Origin of the sequence: Methylobacterium nodulans ORS 2060 (assembly GCF_000022085.1) — a bacterium.
Classification (GTDB): Bacteria; Pseudomonadota; Alphaproteobacteria; order Rhizobiales; family Beijerinckiaceae; genus Methylobacterium; species Methylobacterium nodulans.
The window spans coordinates 126,613-141,411 of sequence record NC_011887.1; the positions used below are offsets into that span (position 1 = coordinate 126,613).

12 protein-coding genes and 5 pseudogenes are annotated in these 14,799 nt (G+C 66.0%); 8 read left to right on the forward strand and 9 right to left on the reverse strand.

Going from position 1 to position 14,799, the window contains the following annotated elements:
- Positions 1-352 precede the first annotated feature (352 nt).
- The gene (locus tag MNOD_RS45160) at positions 353-772 is read left to right on the forward strand and encodes a MaoC family dehydratase (RefSeq protein ID WP_198157707.1); all 420 of its coding nucleotides are present in this window, start codon (positions 353-355) and stop codon (positions 770-772) included.
- A 151-nt stretch (positions 773-923) separates the two neighbouring features.
- Here MNOD_RS45160 and MNOD_RS45165 read toward each other — a convergent pair.
- Positions 924-2,001 (reverse strand): annotated as a pseudogene (locus MNOD_RS45165) (IS1380 family transposase); the annotation flags it as partial.
- A 2-nt stretch (positions 2,002-2,003) separates the two neighbouring features.
- Here MNOD_RS45165 and MNOD_RS49745 point away from each other — a divergent pair.
- From MNOD_RS49745 to MNOD_RS39020, 3 genes and pseudogenes are all read left to right on the forward strand, one after another.
- Positions 2,004-2,215: pseudogene (locus MNOD_RS49745) on the forward strand (hypothetical protein); the annotation flags it as partial.
- A gap of 52 nt (positions 2,216-2,267) precedes the next feature.
- Positions 2,268-2,576 carry a type II toxin-antitoxin system RelB/DinJ family antitoxin gene (locus tag MNOD_RS39015; protein WP_012631115.1) on the forward strand — a complete coding sequence of 103 codons (309 nt, stop codon included), beginning with the start codon at positions 2,268-2,270 and terminating at the stop codon, positions 2,574-2,576.
- Positions 2,573-2,866 (forward strand): type II toxin-antitoxin system RelE/ParE family toxin, encoded by a 294-nt coding sequence (locus MNOD_RS39020; RefSeq protein ID WP_012631116.1) that lies wholly within the window; start codon positions 2,573-2,575, stop codon positions 2,864-2,866. The genes MNOD_RS39015 and MNOD_RS39020 overlap by 4 nt, the downstream gene beginning before the upstream one ends.
- Positions 2,867-3,095: 229 nt before the next feature.
- Here MNOD_RS39020 and MNOD_RS45175 read toward each other — a convergent pair.
- From MNOD_RS45175 to MNOD_RS39030, 3 genes and pseudogenes are all read right to left on the reverse strand, one after another.
- A pseudogene (locus tag MNOD_RS45175) lies at positions 3,096-3,383 on the reverse strand (DSD1 family PLP-dependent enzyme); the annotation flags it as partial.
- Between the two features lie 48 nt (positions 3,384-3,431).
- Positions 3,432-3,767 carry a hypothetical protein gene (locus MNOD_RS49750; RefSeq protein WP_244424888.1) on the reverse strand — a complete coding sequence of 112 codons (336 nt, stop codon included), beginning with the start codon at positions 3,765-3,767 and terminating at the stop codon, positions 3,432-3,434.
- 147 nt (positions 3,768-3,914) lie between these two features.
- Complete coding sequence (locus MNOD_RS39030) at positions 3,915-5,150, reverse strand: RHE_PE00001 family protein (RefSeq protein WP_012631117.1); 1,236 nt, start codon at positions 5,148-5,150, stop codon at positions 3,915-3,917.
- A gap of 174 nt (positions 5,151-5,324) precedes the next feature.
- On the opposite strand from MNOD_RS39030, the gene MNOD_RS39035 reads away from it, so the two are divergent.
- Positions 5,325-6,386 (forward strand): tyrosine-type recombinase/integrase, encoded by a 1,062-nt coding sequence (locus MNOD_RS39035; protein ID WP_012631118.1) that lies wholly within the window; start codon positions 5,325-5,327, stop codon positions 6,384-6,386.
- 596 nt (positions 6,387-6,982) lie between these two features.
- The gene (locus tag MNOD_RS45185; RefSeq protein WP_012631119.1) at positions 6,983-7,438 is read left to right on the forward strand and encodes a helix-turn-helix domain-containing protein; all 456 of its coding nucleotides are present in this window, start codon (positions 6,983-6,985) and stop codon (positions 7,436-7,438) included.
- Positions 7,439-7,676: 238 nt separating this feature from the next.
- Here the strand turns inward: MNOD_RS45185 and MNOD_RS47640 are convergent, their stop codons facing one another.
- A complete protein-coding gene (locus MNOD_RS47640; protein WP_157091830.1) occupies positions 7,677-8,312 on the reverse strand; it encodes an alcohol dehydrogenase catalytic domain-containing protein in 636 nt (211 codons plus the stop codon).
- A gap of 150 nt (positions 8,313-8,462) precedes the next feature.
- Here MNOD_RS47640 and MNOD_RS39045 point away from each other — a divergent pair, with 150 nt between their 5' ends.
- Complete coding sequence (locus MNOD_RS39045) at positions 8,463-9,263, forward strand: LysR family transcriptional regulator (protein ID WP_244424893.1); 801 nt, start codon at positions 8,463-8,465, stop codon at positions 9,261-9,263.
- A gap of 320 nt (positions 9,264-9,583) precedes the next feature.
- On the opposite strand, the pseudogene MNOD_RS50890 reads toward MNOD_RS39045, so the two are convergent.
- Positions 9,584-9,835 (reverse strand): annotated as a pseudogene (locus tag MNOD_RS50890) (DDE-type integrase/transposase/recombinase); the annotation flags it as partial.
- Between the two features lie 346 nt (positions 9,836-10,181).
- A pseudogene (locus MNOD_RS47650) lies at positions 10,182-10,449 on the reverse strand (transposase); the annotation flags it as partial.
- A 102-nt stretch (positions 10,450-10,551) separates the two neighbouring features.
- Here MNOD_RS47650 and MNOD_RS39050 point away from each other — a divergent pair.
- Complete coding sequence (locus tag MNOD_RS39050; RefSeq protein WP_012631034.1) at positions 10,552-11,886, forward strand: IS1182-like element ISMno38 family transposase; 1,335 nt, start codon at positions 10,552-10,554, stop codon at positions 11,884-11,886.
- A gap of 213 nt (positions 11,887-12,099) precedes the next feature.
- On the opposite strand, the gene MNOD_RS39055 is transcribed toward MNOD_RS39050, so the two are convergent.
- Positions 12,100-13,677: a PQQ-dependent sugar dehydrogenase family protein gene (locus tag MNOD_RS39055; protein WP_012631121.1), complete on the reverse strand. Its 1,578-nt coding sequence runs from the start codon at positions 13,675-13,677 to the stop codon at positions 12,100-12,102.
- 555 nt (positions 13,678-14,232) lie between these two features.
- Positions 14,233-14,799 (reverse strand): TetR/AcrR family transcriptional regulator, encoded by a 567-nt coding sequence (locus tag MNOD_RS42240; RefSeq protein ID WP_012631122.1) that lies wholly within the window; start codon positions 14,797-14,799, stop codon positions 14,233-14,235.

Consider the following 14,799-nt stretch of genomic DNA (forward strand, 5'->3'; position numbering starts at 1 on the left):
TATTCCCGGAGGATCCATACTATGAAAAGATGAAGCAAAACGGTGACATCGAAGCGATATTCCGAAGAAGCGAGGGATCAAGCGGTAGATGGCCACGGAGCGACAGGACGAATACGACTCGCAGTTAAGACTGAGTTTGTGGTGGATGTGCTTGAGCAGGTCGTTGCACGCTCGCAGCCACAGTACGCACCTGGCTGTCGAGGCAGTCGATTCCACCCGAGCCCGTCGACGATTCTTTGAGCGGGCTTGCAAGAGCTACTGCATGATCCATCGGACACTATCAGATCACATCTAGCCATTCTCGGCATGCAAAACTGATCGTTCGGCGTCAGGAACTTATGAGGAGATGGCTATGAGAGCATACCCAAGAGAGCGTTTTTCCTCCGAAGTAACGTTGTCGTTGTCGCAGGTCACCCAATTTGCCGATGCTGTGGGTGATAACAACCCGATACACCACGATGCTGAATACGCCGCCACCACTCGGTTCGGTCGGCCCACGGCGAGCGGACCTCACGCTACCTCACTGCTGCTTGCCCTGACGGCCTCTCATTTTTCCAAGAAAGGAGCGATGTTGGGCTTGGAGTTCTGTGTTCGGTTCCGTCGACCAATCTATGCGGATGAAACTATTCGATTGGAATGGCTGGTTGTGAAGGTAGCCTGGAACGAAAAATTGCGAGGTGAGATTGTTGAGTTACGTGGCCGTATCAAGGGTCAGGATGGCAAGACGTCTGTCGGTGCTAAAGGCCGAGTGCTGGTCACGGATCGCCTCTAGCCCGTCTTATTCGCGAGGGGTGCGGGGAAGTGGTGTTTCGGGGTGCGGACGTGCGCCGGCGGGCGCCGTCGCGGACGCCTCTGCATGTGGTTGGATCGGATAGGGCCGGAGGAACAGGAACGGGTTTGCCGGGGCATCGCAGCCCCGTGGCTCAGGCGGGCGCTGGGGCGAGCACGCCGGCCAGATGGCGCAGCAACCCCGCTTCCGGACAGGCGGCCGCAAAGGCCAGCCGGATCCGGCTGGCGCTCTCCTGGATGCGTGCCCCGAGTTTGAGCAGCCGCAGCCGGATTGTGGCGAACTCTGCGCAGGCCAGCGGATGCGCCTTCGGCACAGCCTCGCGCGCGGTCAGGATCAGCCAGTAGGCCGCGGTGTGCAGCACCAGCCGCATCTGGTTGGCGGCCGCGCTCCGACAGGACGTGCGGTCCGACGCGAGTTGCGTCTTGTGCAGCTTGATCAGGTTCTCGGCCTGCCCCCGCGCGCAGGACACCTTGGCATAGAGCCACTGCGGTGTTCCTGTCGTAACGTTCGTGACGATGGAGCGGATGTCGAGACCGAGCCGGGTGGCCTCAATGCGGGCAACGACCCGGCGCTCCTGCCGCCAGGACCTGGCCGTGTGCCGGGTCTCGGCAAAACCACGCACCGCCTCCTTGTTGCCGATCGCCCGCTCGACCCGGATCGGGTCCGCGACATCCTCCACCTTGGCCGCCAGTGCCCGCCTGCCGCTCAGGCCACAGACGGAGACGACGCCATTGTCCTCACACCAGTCCATCACCTCAGGGCGGCCGTAGTGGCCGTCGCCCCGGATCGTGATCGCGGTGCTCGGCCAGTGCCGGCGGATGGCCCGCACCAGCCGGCGCAGAGGCCCCCGCGGACTTCCCGCCCTGACGGGGTCTTGCCGGGCCGCAGGATCACCGCGACGGGCCGGCCGCGGTGGTGTCGTAGACGTGGAGGGGCAGGAAGCAGCGCTCATCGTGATGAGCGTTGAACACCGACAGCTGCTGGTGGCCGTGCACCACATCGAGGGTGTCGTCGATGTCCAGGGTGAGGCTGGCCGGCGGCGCGGGGTAACGGGCGCAGAAAACATCGACCAGGACGCGGCCGAGCCGGATCAGGTCGCGCAGAGCGGGTGTGTTCTCCAGGCGCGAGATGGTGGGCTGGCTCATCAGGTCGGGGCCGCTCTCCGGCAGGCGACCGCAGGCGAGCTTGAAGGCGGGATCGGTGCGCAGGTGCCCGCTGGCGGCATATGGGCGATCGCGACGCTGAGGCATGGACCGACGCCGTTGAGGTCACCGGGCGCTTCGCACCGGCCTGCGCAGCATACGCGGCGAGGTCTTCCTGCACCGCTCTTGCGTTCCGCTCGATCAGGCCGATCTCTCGACGGCCGCCGATCACAGCCAACTCGACCTCTGGCCGAACGAATGCGAGGGGAGGGGCGGCCTCTGACGGGCTGGCATTCGTCATTCAAATGCATTACATTGCGACAAGGGAGGTGACCATGCCTGCAAACGCACTCGTTCAGACACGCATCGACGCTGACGTCCGGGATCGCGCATCGGCGGTGCTCGAGAACATGGGCCTTACGGTCTCGGATGCGGTGCGCATTCTGCTCACCCGGACCGCCAATGAGGGTGCGCTCCCCCTCGAGCTGGTCACGAACAGCGAGGCGCACGACGCCTGGTTCCGGGCCAAGGTCCTTGAGGCGCTGGACGACACCCGGCCCGACGTTCCTGACGATCAGGCTGAGGCGCATTTCGCGCAGCGGCGCGCTGCGGCCCGGCGCAGGGCCGGCGAACTGAAATCGTGAAGCTCGTCTGGTCGGCCTTCGCGCTTTCGGATCGCGGCGGCATCTTCACGCATATCGAGGCCGACAACCCTGCGGCCGCCATTGTCATCGACGAGCGGATCGTGGCCGCGACCCGCCGTCTTCGGGACTTTCCCGAAAGTGGCCGACCCGGCCGCATTGCCGGAACCCGCGAGCTTGTCGTTACCGGGACGCCCTACATCGCGGCCTATCAAGTGACCGGAGAGACAGTCCGAATCCTCCGTGTGCTGCACGGGGCGCAACAGTGGCCGGACGATCTCCCCGAGGGCTGATGCGACCTTGTGTAGGCCGGTCATGGCGGCTGCTCCCGGCGCTGCGCGGGATAAGCCGCATCTCGGCAAGCGGGCTCTTGGACGAGGAACTCACCTCGCGGTTCCGGCGCGGGCGAAGAGGGGTCGTCTCCTCCGTCGGCGCATGACCTGCACCGGATGATGCGGCGTTAAGCCGGATCGGGGTCACGAGCGGGGATGCAAGGCTCGCCTTCATTGGAGGTCCTTCCTGTGCCCGGATCGCCGCGACGCGGGCGAGCTTGTCGGGTGCGATACCAATCCCGTAGATCAGGTCGCGCACGCCGCCAGCGGCGAAACACTCCGCCTCGCGCAGCGTCGAGACCGTCGCAGGTCCCTCGGGGGCCGGCATGGCAATACGCGCCACGGCGAGCGACTTCGCGGTCTTGAGATGCGGCCGGAAGGTGACGCCGAGGCCGCTGAGGTGCGCCTGCATCCGCGCCACGTTGGCCCGGACCCGCACCTCATCGAGGAGCAGGCACGGGGTCGGCAAAGCATCCAGCGGCGCCGGGAGTTAGACGTTGGATTGGGTCACAGGCTGGGTGTCCTCTCACCAGGGCCACGGAATGCGCGTGCCGCGACCGCCCTCGGTCGCGCGTCGCTGCAGCATGCAGGCGACCGTCATGTCCTGCAGAGCCAGCCCGGTCATGTCGAAGACCGTGTGATGTCCTCGGCCGTCCGCGACACCTGCGCCTTGCCGGTCAGGAGGTCGCCAAGCGGCGGCACGTGGTGGAAGGTGATGTAGGCGATCCTTCTCCACCCAGATCCGGATCAGGTTGCGTGAGAGATCGTGCCGCTTCGCCAATCCGTGCAGCGTTTCGCCGCCCCGGGCCTCCTGGGCGACCTGCCGCATGAACGCGGCACTGTGAGTGCGGTGCTTCGGCATGGGCTTTCATCCTTCGAAAGCCCGGCCAGGTGGTCAATTGCTGTGCCCGAACCTGTCCACCTGAAGGGGCCCACTTCAAGGTCGCGGTCGCGGTGTTCGGCGGTGCACCGGAGCCTCACGCTCACGTTGAGCCTCGCGGCGCGCGCCTCACACGATGCCCCAGGCCCGGTAGCGCCTGCGCCCGGTCAGCTCGCGCGGGCAGGCCGGCCCGAGACCGGTCAGCATGGCCTCGACCACCTGGGCTGAGGTTCCCAGCCGCTGGGCCGCGCTCTGGACCGTGACCAGCGGGCTCGCCAGGAACACCTCCACGAGTTGCGGCAGCCGCGAGGTGCGGCGCTTGGCCTGCACCCGGCGCAGCATCAGCGCGCGGGCGAGGCTCAGCCGGTCGAGATCGCGCGAGGCGGCGTGTGCCGCCGCCTCGGCGGCGCGCAGGATCGCGCCGAGGCGCTCGGGCGCGGGGTGCACCGTCAGCCACCGCGTCCGGCTCTCGCGCAGGCCGAGCGCGAGGGCAGGGAGGTGATGGCGCGCCGTCCCGCGCTGATGGAGGAGGGCGGCCGCGAGGAGGGGACCGAGGAAGGGCTGGCGCTCGGACGGGTCCAGGACGAACCAGGCGTCGAGCACGACCGCGGCGGCGAGAACCGCCGGCAGCTCCCGCACGTCCTTGAGGGCGATCCGCCGCCAGGCCGCCAGCCGTTCGGCTTCCCCGTACTGCGGATCGCGCACCCGAAGCGCGGCCCGGCCCTCATCCGTGGTCAGGTCGTTGTAGTCGGCGAGGGTGCGCCGGCTGCGGGCGAGCAGGCGGTCGATGCCGGCGAAGGCCGGATCGCTGGCTTCGTCCGCTGTCCAGAGCTCATCCTCATCACCTGAGCTGGTGGCCCCGTCGTCCTCGTCGTCGAACGAATCCTGCCCGAAGCGCGGCATGGCCCAGGGTTGCGGCTCGGTGGCGTCACCGCGGCGCGGCGCCTCCACCCGTGGGCTCTCGAGCGGTGCTTCCGTTCCGTCGGGATCGCGTCCCACGGCTCCGAACAGGGCGGACCAGCCCTCGCGCGCGAAGGGCCAGTCCGGGCGCGCCGCGGCGATCCGGCGGCGGATCGCGAGGACGTGCATGGCCCGGGCGAGCTCCGGGGTTGGCTGGCGCACGGGCATGGCGGCGTCGTGCAGGACGAGGTCCTCCATGAGCACGAGCCGACCTTCGAGCCCGAGCGCGGCCTGAGCGTCGACGAAGTGCGCGCGCGCCCTCACGCCGTCGGCGAGCGCCGGCTCCGTGCGGGCGAGGCGCTCGTCCAGGCGCAGGAGCGCCTCGGCCGCGCGCTCGGCCGGACCGGCGAGCCGGCGCCAAGTCGAACCGGTGAAGAGCTCGTCTATGGCGTAAGGGCTTCTCACGATGTGGTTGATGATACGTGAACCAAGCGAATCGCACTATCACTTGGTTCACTCAGGAATGGTCCGTGGCCGCACCGAAACACCCCGCCAAACACCCTCACAATCGCCCCCGATAATGCCGCCTATCGTCGGGAATAGGTGGATTGTTAAGGGTCGTACGGCTACGCTGCGGCCATGGAGTTCGACCCCGCCGATCCCGCCCCCGCGCCGCCCCACGGCTCATCCTTCGCCCTCTCCGTCCCGCTCGCCGCGGCCCTGCCGCCCGGACCCGCGCTGCTGGAGCGGCTCGAGGCCTACGCCCGCGCCGCCCAGGGCGCCTTCGCCCCCAACACGCTGCGGGCGCTTGCCGCCGACAGCCGCATCTTTGCCGCGTGGTGCCGCGCGCACGGCCGCTCCGTCCTGCCCGCCGCGCCGCAGACGGTCGCCGACTTCATCGACGCCCAGGCCGCGCGGAAGTCGCGCGCCACGGTCGAGCGCTACCGCTCCTCGATCGCCATGCTCCACCGCGCGGCCGGTCTGCCCAACCCGTGCACGGACGAGCGCGTGCGGCTGGCGGTCAAGCGCATGAGCCGGGCCAAGGGCCGCCGCCAGAAGCAGGCCGAGCCGCTCAACCGGCCCAGCATCGACCGCATGCTCGCCGTGAAGACCCCCGAGCGGCTGCACCGGCGCGTGGCCGAGGGCGATCGGGAGGTGCCGCTGATCGCGCTGCGCAATGCCGCGCTGATGGCCGTGGCCTACGATACGCTGCTGCGGCGCTCGGAACTGGTGTCGCTGCTCATCGAGGATCTCGAGCGCGTGGAGGACGGCTCGGGCACGATCCTGGTGCGGCGGACCAAGACCGACCAGGAGGGCGAAGGCGCAGTCAAGTACCTGGCGCCGGACACGGTCGGGCATGTGTCCGCGTGGCTGGAGGCAGCCGGGCTGACGAGCGGGCCGCTGTTCCGGCCGGTGACGAAGGGTGGTCGGGTCGGGGCCGCGGCGCTGGGCGACGCGGAGGTGTACCGGCTCTACCGCGAGATCGCGCTGGCCGCGGGCGTGAAGCTCGCGCGTCCCCCGTCGGGGCACTCGACCCGGGTCGGGGCGACCCAGGACATGTTCGCGGCGGGGTTCGAGCTGCTCGAGGTCATGCAGGCGGGCTCGTGGAAGACGCCCGCCATGCCGGCCCGCTACGGCGAGCGGCTGAGAGCCCAGCGCGGCGCCGCCCGCAAGCTCGCGACGCTGCAGAACCGAGCATGAGCCCGGATGGCGGTGACCGCCGGCCCGACACGACAAGCGCCAGCGTTCTCGACCCGGCGTCAAAAGTTGCGACGCTACACAACTCTGAACAGCTGGCGCCACGATCCGTTGCGCGTCGACCAAGCGCCGACGACCTGACCGACGCACCATTCGTCGTTCCCGAACATGCAGAAGTGACCTGCCCGACGTGCGACGCTACAACGGCGCTACAGCCAGAACGATGGCACGCCGCGGCATGCTAACCCGGCGCCGGATCAAACTCATCTTTGAAGGTTGCGCTCGCAGGCAGCCATGGAGCTGGCATCACCACTCTCTTGGCGCGCCTCGGAGAGATCGAAGCCGAGCGCGGCGAGCCAGCGGCGCTGCGCCGAGAGATTACACGAGGTCCACCCAGGCGAGCGGTCTCGCTCAGGCCCTTCCTGCGGCAGCGCTCATTGCATGGACACAGACCGTTCCAATCGGCTCGCTGACCCGTTGGGATGACCGCTCGGACCGCTCGGGCGGAACCCCGCAATGAGGCGCACATTGCGTATATTGCATTGGTTGCGTTTGCTGCGGATAGCAGGTGCGGAGTCGTTTAAACGGAGGCACCCCGGATGACCATGCCAGCCTTTGCCGAACCGCTAGGCGGCCGCCTTCCGTCTGACGATGAGAAGGCGGCAGCCAATCAGCTGCGCAAGATCATTGCCGCACATGCTGCGGACGATGCGAAGCTGCGCGTCATTGATGAAGACAAGAAACCAATTGATATTACGTTGACTCCCGCGCTGTCGAACCTCCTCATGGAGGTGCTTCGGCATGTTGGTAGCGGTGATGTTGTAACGCTTGTTCCTGTTGGACAAATGATGTCTACGCAGCAAGCGGCAGATATCCTCAATGTGTCGCGACCTTTCCTTATATCACTGCTCGACAGAGGTGATATCAGGCACACCAAGGTTGGGCGCCACCGCCGGATTAAAGCCGAAGATCTATTTGCATACAAAAAAAGGAGAGATGAAGGGCATAACGAGGCGCTTTCGGCTTTGACCGAGATGGACGCGGAGTATCTTTGAGCTTTGTTCGCCAATCGCTTCACCGCGTTCGTGGACGCCTGCGCGCTTGCGGGCGCGTTGAAACGAAACCTCCTGCTCACTCTGGCAGAGGCGGAATTCTATCGTATCCGGTGGTCTGAGACCGTGATTGATGAGACCCAACGGGCTATCGAGCGGATCCCCACGGGCAAGGAAGTTCCCGACGCTGAGGAGCGCGCAGTGCGAGCCCGGAGGGCCATGGAAGCCGCGTTCGAAGAGGCTATGGTAACCGGCTTCGACCAGTTTCTATCCGTTCGTACCGGCGCCCATGCGCTCCCAGCCGCTCGCACCAGGCCCGGGATAGGGGCCGGGAGGCGGTGGCGATGACGGTGAGGCCGGGAACGAGGCGGGCGAGCTGGATGGCGATCGAGCCGACCCCGCCGGCGCCGCCGACGATCAGCAGCGTGCGGCGCTCGGATGACGCGTCGGGCGAGAGGCCGAACCGGTCGAACAGCGCCTCCCACGCCGTCAAAGCGGTCAAGGGCAGCGCCGCCGCTTGGGCCGGGGTCAGCAATGTCGGCCGATGCCCGACGATCGCGGCGTTGACGGCGTGGAACTCGCTGGTGCCGCCGGGGCGCGGGAGGTCGCCGGCATAGGAGACCGCATCACCGACCGAGACCCCCGCACCTGCGCTCCCCGTCGCGACGAGCTCGCCCGCGACATCCCAGCCGAGCACGGCGAACGCTCCATCGTCGGCCTTGCGGCGGCGCACGCGGTAGTCGGCGGGATTGACCGCGATGGCCTCGACCCGAACCAGAAGATCGGCGTCGCCCGGTATCGGGGTGGAAATGTCCCGCTCGACCAGCGATTCCGGGTCTTCGATGGGCAGAGACTTGAACAATCCGACGGACTTCATGGCGGCCCCCTTGTGGGGGGAACCGATGTCGTGTGTATCCACGATCGGAATTCGGAAAAAATCGGCACTGTCTGTGCATCAATAATCGGGTCGGGGTGATGCTTTGGGAATGACATCCGCTATTTTCTGGCACTTTCGCGCGGCGGCAGCCTGTCGGCCGCCTCCCGCGCGCTCGGGGTCGAGCATTCGACCGTCGCGCGTCGCGTCGGTCAGTTGGAGACCGAGCTTCAGGTCCGCCTGTTCGATCGGCTGGCCCGCGGCTGGTCGCTGACGAGCGAAGGCGAGGCGCTGTTGCGGCGGGCGGAGGCCGTCGAGCAGGAAGTGCTGGCCCTGCGCCAAGCCGCATCGGGTGTCGATCTGCTGGCCGGGAAGGTGAGGATTTCGGCTCCGCCCCTTCTTCTCAGCCACCTGATCCTGCCGGGCTTGCGCGCCTTCTCGTCCGCCCATCCCGGCGTGACGCTGGAGCTGGCCGGCGAGCGGCGAGATGCCGATTTGGCACGCGCCGAAGTCGATATCGCGATTCGTCTCGGTCGCCCGACCGAACCGGATCTCGTGGCCCGGCCGCTCGGCGAGATCTCCTATGGCCTGTATGGGCTTGCCGAGGAGATCGGGCGGCCGGGGGAGGAGCAGGTCTTGGTCGGCTTTGACGACAGCATGCCGGACCTGCCGCAGAAGCTCTGGCTTGACGGGCATGTCGCCGGGCGGCGGTTCAGTGTCAGGTCCAATGATATGGCCACGCTGCTGCAGGCGGCGCTGTCCGGTTTTGGCATCGCGCTTCTCCCTGATTTCCTGGCCCGCGCGCATGACCGATTGAAAGCCCTGCCGTTGGACAGCCAGGCTCCGGTCCGCCCGGTCTTCCTCGTGATGCACGCCGATATCCGGCGTTCGCAGCGCGTGCGCCTCGTTGCGGATCGCGTCGCACAGGAATTGGCGGCAGCACTGCCGGTTTGAGCTTTCGTCTCGCGAGATCGATCAGGCTTGTGACAAGCAGCGAAGCCCCGCCATCCGCTGTGCCAATCCTTGGTCAATGCGAACGCGTTCGAAGAGAACACACGACTTGGCCCCCTGTCACGGGATCTGAGCTGTGGTCGCAGCAGCGGCGGGACCGGCTTTCCCTCAGGCCGCAGCCGTCGCCTGCTGCCATGCGTCCGCCACTCAGCCCTGAACTGGCGGAGTGTGCAGCGGCAGATCAGGGGACGTTGAATGGAGACCGTGTTCTGGACGGCGGCCTGCAGCGAGAGAAATCGCTGGGCTGAGCCGGGCGACTTGAAGCCCTGCAGCTTCCGCTCGCGTCGTCGCACCGCCTGATGCGAGTTCTCGGCCCGATTGTTCTGGCGCAGATCCTGCTCCTGATGGGTGTTCAAGCCGAGGTCTCGGTGCGCGGCCGCATCGGAGCGGCGCTGGTCCGTCACCAGCACCTCCGGCGCAGAGCCCTGCTTCTTGATCAGCTTGCAAAGCAGCTTCAGGGCCGCCTTCTGGTCGCGCTTGGACTGAACCAGCAGATCCAGCGCGACGATGGCCATGCTCTAGCTCTGCAGCTTCGCCCGTGTACGGCACGACACCAATCGGACGGCAGCGTAGTCGTCGACCGCACTGTTATTCGATCGAGGCGAAAAAGCCGTCGAAATCCAGATATAGACGCTCGATGGTCTCCGGCCGACGCACGCAAAGCTCTCCTGTGGCGCGAGACGCGCAAATTTCGGCCATTGGTCATAGGTTCTTGCCCCTCGATATGGGGCAAAGTTCCTACTATGTTCTTGTGCCAGAGCAAGTCGATGAGACGAAATGAGGTATGTGAAAATAATCCTAAATCGCCCACCTGTCCCTCGCCAAGTCCAATCTCTGGAGGCCCGCTAGAGCGGTGCCCGATCAGGTTGAGGCGTAAGCATCGTCCTCGTATCCGGCGGCCGCGAAGGAGTTGCGGCCCTCCTCGGGTGAGAAGTGCATGCAGGCTTGGCGGATGACCTCTCCCAGGTCGTTGACCGTGCGGACCGCCGCGCTGCGCGAGCCCCGCCTTCAGCTTGGCGAAGACCTGCGCGATCGGGTTGAAGTCGGGCGAATACGGCGGGAGATAAAGCAGCCGAGCCCCGACCGCCGCGATCGCCTCGCGCACGCCGGCCACCTTGTGGGCGCCGAGGACTGGAGAGCAAGCGGGTCAATCCCCACCTCCTCCGATGATCTAGGAGCCCGTCCGAGTAAGTACCTCGACGGCGGCGCTTTGGGATGATTCACTCGGCTCATGGCCAAGGTGTTTCGCTCCTGGGACGTCGATCAGGGCTGGCTGCTGCCACCCTCGCTGCATGAGTTCGTGCCGCCCGGGCACATGGCGCACTTCGTGCGCGATACGGTGCGCGAGGCGCTCGACCTCTCAGCCATTCTCGACACCTACACCGAGGAGCGCGGCTACCCGCCCTACCATCCCGGCATGATGGTGGCCCTGCTCCTCTACGGCTACAGCCGCGGTCTGTACTCGTCGCGTCAGCTCGCCCGCGCCTGCGAGGAGCGGGTTGACTTCATGGCCGTGACCGGCCTGAACCGGCCCGACTTCCGCACCATCGCTGACTTCCGCAAGCGGCATCTGACGGCGCTCTCGGACCTGTTCGTGCAGGTGCTGCGGCTGTGCCGGGCGGCCGGGCTGGTCGGCTTTGCCCACGTGGCGGTGGACGGCACCAAGCTGAAGGCCAACGCCTCGCGCCACAAGGCGATGAGCTACGGCCGGATGAAGGCGGCCGAGTCGACGCTGGCCGCCGAGGTCGAGGCTTGGCTGGATCAAGCGCGCGAGGCCGACGCGGCGGAGGATCGGGCTCATGGGACCGACCATCGTGGCGACGAGACACCGGCCTGGATGGCCGACAAGCAGCGGCGGCTGGAGACGATCCGCGCCGCCAAGGCCGCGTTGGAGGCAGAGGCTGCCGATCCGCCCGATCCGGAGGACGAGGACGGGCCGGGGGCCTCGTCGGGCATGCGCTGGCAAGGTCGGCCCTTGCGGGGCGAGGACGGCGGTCCGCCCGACCGGGCGCAGCGCAACTTCACCGACCCGGACAGCCGCATCCTGCCCACGCGCGACGGGTTCGTGCAGGGCTACAACGGCCAGATTGCGGTTGATGCGGCCCATCAGGTGATCGTCGCGCATCGGCTCGTGACGAACCCCGCCGACTCGCGCGCTCTCGTGCCGCTCGTCGACGGCGTCTGCACCCATCTCGGGCGCAAGCCGCGGGAGGTCTCCGGAGATGCCGGCTTTGCCACCGAGGCGAACCTGGCCGCGCTGCAGGAGCGACGGATCACAGCCTATCTCGCTCCGGGCCGTGCCCGTCACGGCGAGGCGGATGCAGCAGGTCGCCGGAGGCTGACGAAGATGCCCCTGATGAGCGCGATGGCCGTCCGCCTGAAGCGGGCTGGGCGCCGGAGCCGTTACCGTCTCAGGAAGCAGGTCGTCGAGCCGGTGTTCGGGCAGATCAAGCAGGCCAGAGGCTTCCGACAGTTCCTGCTACGTGGGCTCGATCAGGTCCGCGGCGAGTGGGCGATGATCTGCACCGCCCATAACCTCCTGAAGCTGGCGCAGGCCGCGCGCTGAGCCTGTGGCGCAGGAGCCATCCGCCCAGATCTCAACCTTAGTCCCAACGCATCAAACCGTTACTCGGACGGGCTCCTAGCTAACGCTTACCGCCCATCCCGCAGTTGGCCGGTTCGCCTCTGTACCGCCCGACTGCTGTCTCCGCGAGTGCCCAAGAACCACCTCCGGTGCTATAGCCTACTCGGCCTCGTAGCACAGAGGAACGGGCGCACTTCACTCCAACAGCGCGCCGTTTGGGTCGTTGGTGGTTGGAGAGAGGATCCACACCTTTCCGGTCTCGGGTTGTGCCAGGTTAAGTCCCGGCTCGAACACTCCGAAGTCCACGATGAACATCGTGCTATCCTGGAATTTAATGTCGATCGGCTTGTTGAACCCGTTCGGGTCGAAGATATCATCGACCGTATTGCTGGTGTGCGTGATGAAGTCGCTCACGGTCCCGGTGTCGCGATCAACCTGGACGACCTTGTAGCCGACCAGGTCCTGTGCTCCCGTGACCGGCACGAACGAGCCGGTCTCGGCGACAAACAAATCTCCCACTGAGCCGAACTGGTCGTCCGTCGAGAAATCGAACTTGTTGGCCGATGAGTGATACTCGAATTGGGCAACAGCAGGTTCGGTCTGCAAGCCGCTCCGGAAGTTCTCGTCCAAGACAAAGCCCGGAGGAGGGATCGGCAGGTCGCCTTGAGCGAACAGAGGATCGGTAACGGGCAGCACAGCGCCCGTATTTGGATCATGGAAGAAGTCCGGCCATCCGAAGAACTCCGCTGTCCCGCCCGCGTTCATGACGAAGAGATCGTCGAAATCGTTCGCGATCGGCCGCGACTCGACCACTTGCAGCCCATCCAACGGAGCGGACCGGATATCGGCGCCGTTGTTGGTCGCGAACAGCAAATCGGGGTTAAACGGGTCAAAGCCAATGCCGAAGGGATTGCGGAATCCCCAGCCCTCGAGCTGCAGGGTGGACGCGGGATCATCAGCCGTCGGATCAAAGGAATAGACGGCCGCATTCCCTGCGATCATCCCTTCTTGTGGTGCGTCCGGCGTGGCTGCGGGTATGACGGTGCCCGGTGCGATCGGGCCGGAGCCGAACGGCATAAACGGCGCTGTTACCTGGTTCTCGGGGTTGAGCCCGGGGATGGAAACGGGCGCATGGAATTCGGTGCCGTTCAACACGACGTCGTGCGCCGCGAAATCGTGGAAATCGGGGAATTGCGAGAGCCAGCCCGACACGAGCTCGTTGTCCGGCCCGACAACACTCGAATTCGTGGCGCTCCCCTGTGAGAAATACAGGCGACCCGAAGCGTCAAAGGTGATCTCTTCGGTGTAGTGGTCCCCGGTGGAAGGCAGGTTCGTCAACACGGTCGTGAAGGTGTCGACCGGATTGGCGGGATCGAATTTCGAGATAGCGCCGACCAGCCAGCCGTTGGCGCCGACCTGCCGGTGCGCAACCCAGATCTCGCCGTCGTGGAAGGTGATGTCGGTGATGGGGCCGGCCAGAACGCCCGCAGGGAGCTGGTCGCTCGAGAGCACAGGGATCGGGTGCCCATCGGGACCGATCTGCACGACCTGAGGCACCGTGTCGGGTGTGGGTCCTGATTCGCTCACCCAGACCTGATCGTTCGAGAACGTAATGGCGGTCGGGAACGTCAAACCGGTCGCGAAAGCCTGCAGGGAGTAGCCGTCTGGGAGGACAACATTCTCAGGGGATGCGTGGCTGTCGTTGTCGGGACCGTCGCCGATTTTGCCATTCGGCGGGCAACCATTCAACTGGGAATCGCTAATCGCTTGCATTGTAGCCTCCTCCACGATGAGAATTTGGCTAACCAAAAAACAAGCAACATACGCGCTCAACGGCGGGCGACTGGTTCTAAGGGATTTGAGGCACGCGTCTCTCACATATGTTTCCATTTACATAGTTTTTTGTTATCAATTTATATTGATTAAGCCGGCGCAGGCCTCCCTCGGTCTTGTGCTTCGGGCCGAGGCGCTGCTCTGCTAGAGCGGTGTTCATCCGTTCTGAAGCTGTGCAGGATGTGAAGGAGTTGACGACCCAAGGAGGAGGCTGATGCCGACCACCTTGTCCGCCGATCTGCGCCAGCGCGTGGTGTATCCGCCAAGCCTGCATGCACTTCTCACCCGAGGAGGGCCGCAACTCCTTCGCGGCCGCCGGATACGAGCACGATGCTTACGCTTCAACCTGAGCGGGCACCGCTCTAGCGGGCCGCATTTGCCTCTACAGCTGGGGAAAGAGGCCCCCTGCCCTTCTCCCCGGCAAGCCGCTGCGTGCCGGTATCCCCGGCCTTTGCGGCCATGCCGTTCGCCGCGTCTGCTGCGCGATCGCGGTGTTCAGCAAGCCCAGAGCCGACGCAAGAGCTCCTTCACGCGAGCGGTCGCGCCCGCATCCGCCTCGGCAGGCAATCGGCCGAGCGCCCACTCGTCAAACGAGCGGAGGACCGCGAGCGTCGCGCTCTCCAGCAACTCTCGGCCCGGCGAGACGTCGACGAGTCCGAGCTCGACTGCGTTGGTGAAGAACGCATGGAGCCACTTCGGCGGTTCGGACCGTGAGCCGGCACCTGCAAGCAGCGAGCGATCATCCGGGTTTGCGAGCAGGAAGCGATTGAGCCTGTCATTCGCGGCGTGGAAGTTTCTCCACAGCGCGGCCTCGTCACGAGCGACGGGCCACTCGCCGAGAACTTCGCTGACGCGGCGAAACGAATCCGCGACGACCGCTTCGAAGAGGTCGTCCTTGCCGTCGAAGTAGTTGTAGGCCGAAGTCTTGGAGAACCCGGAGTCGCCGATGATCTTGTTGAGCGACGCTCCGTCTCGTCCATCGCGCGCGAAATGCGAGCGCGCTACCGCGAGGAACGCAGTTCGCGTCTCAATGGGGAGCCGTTCAAAGCGAGGGAGCGGCAT

Bases quoted from the DNA above. Each gene is read 5' to 3' on its own strand.
- MNOD_RS45160 (WP_198157707.1), top strand. From the start codon at position 353: ATGAGAGCATACCCAAGAGAGCGTTTTTCCTCCGAAGTAACGTTGTCG.
- MNOD_RS39015 (WP_012631115.1), top strand. From the start codon at position 2,268: ATGCCTGCAAACGCACTCGTTCAGACACGCATCGACGCTGACGTCCGG.
- MNOD_RS49750 (WP_244424888.1), bottom strand. From the start codon at position 3,767: ATGCCGAAGCACCGCACTCACAGTGCCGCGTTCATGCGGCAGGTCGCC.
- MNOD_RS39035 (WP_012631118.1), top strand. From the start codon at position 5,325: ATGGAGTTCGACCCCGCCGATCCCGCCCCCGCGCCGCCCCACGGCTCA.
- MNOD_RS45185 (WP_012631119.1), top strand. From the start codon at position 6,983: ATGACCATGCCAGCCTTTGCCGAACCGCTAGGCGGCCGCCTTCCGTCT.
- MNOD_RS47640 (WP_157091830.1), bottom strand. From the start codon at position 8,312: ATGAAGTCCGTCGGATTGTTCAAGTCTCTGCCCATCGAAGACCCGGAA.
- MNOD_RS39050 (WP_012631034.1), top strand. From the start codon at position 10,552: ATGGCCAAGGTGTTTCGCTCCTGGGACGTCGATCAGGGCTGGCTGCTG.
- MNOD_RS39055 (WP_012631121.1), bottom strand. From the start codon at position 13,677: ATGCAAGCGATTAGCGATTCCCAGTTGAATGGTTGCCCGCCGAATGGC.
- MNOD_RS42240 (WP_012631122.1), bottom strand. From the start codon at position 14,799: ATGCCGCTCCCTCGCTTTGAACGGCTCCCCATTGAGACGCGAACTGCG.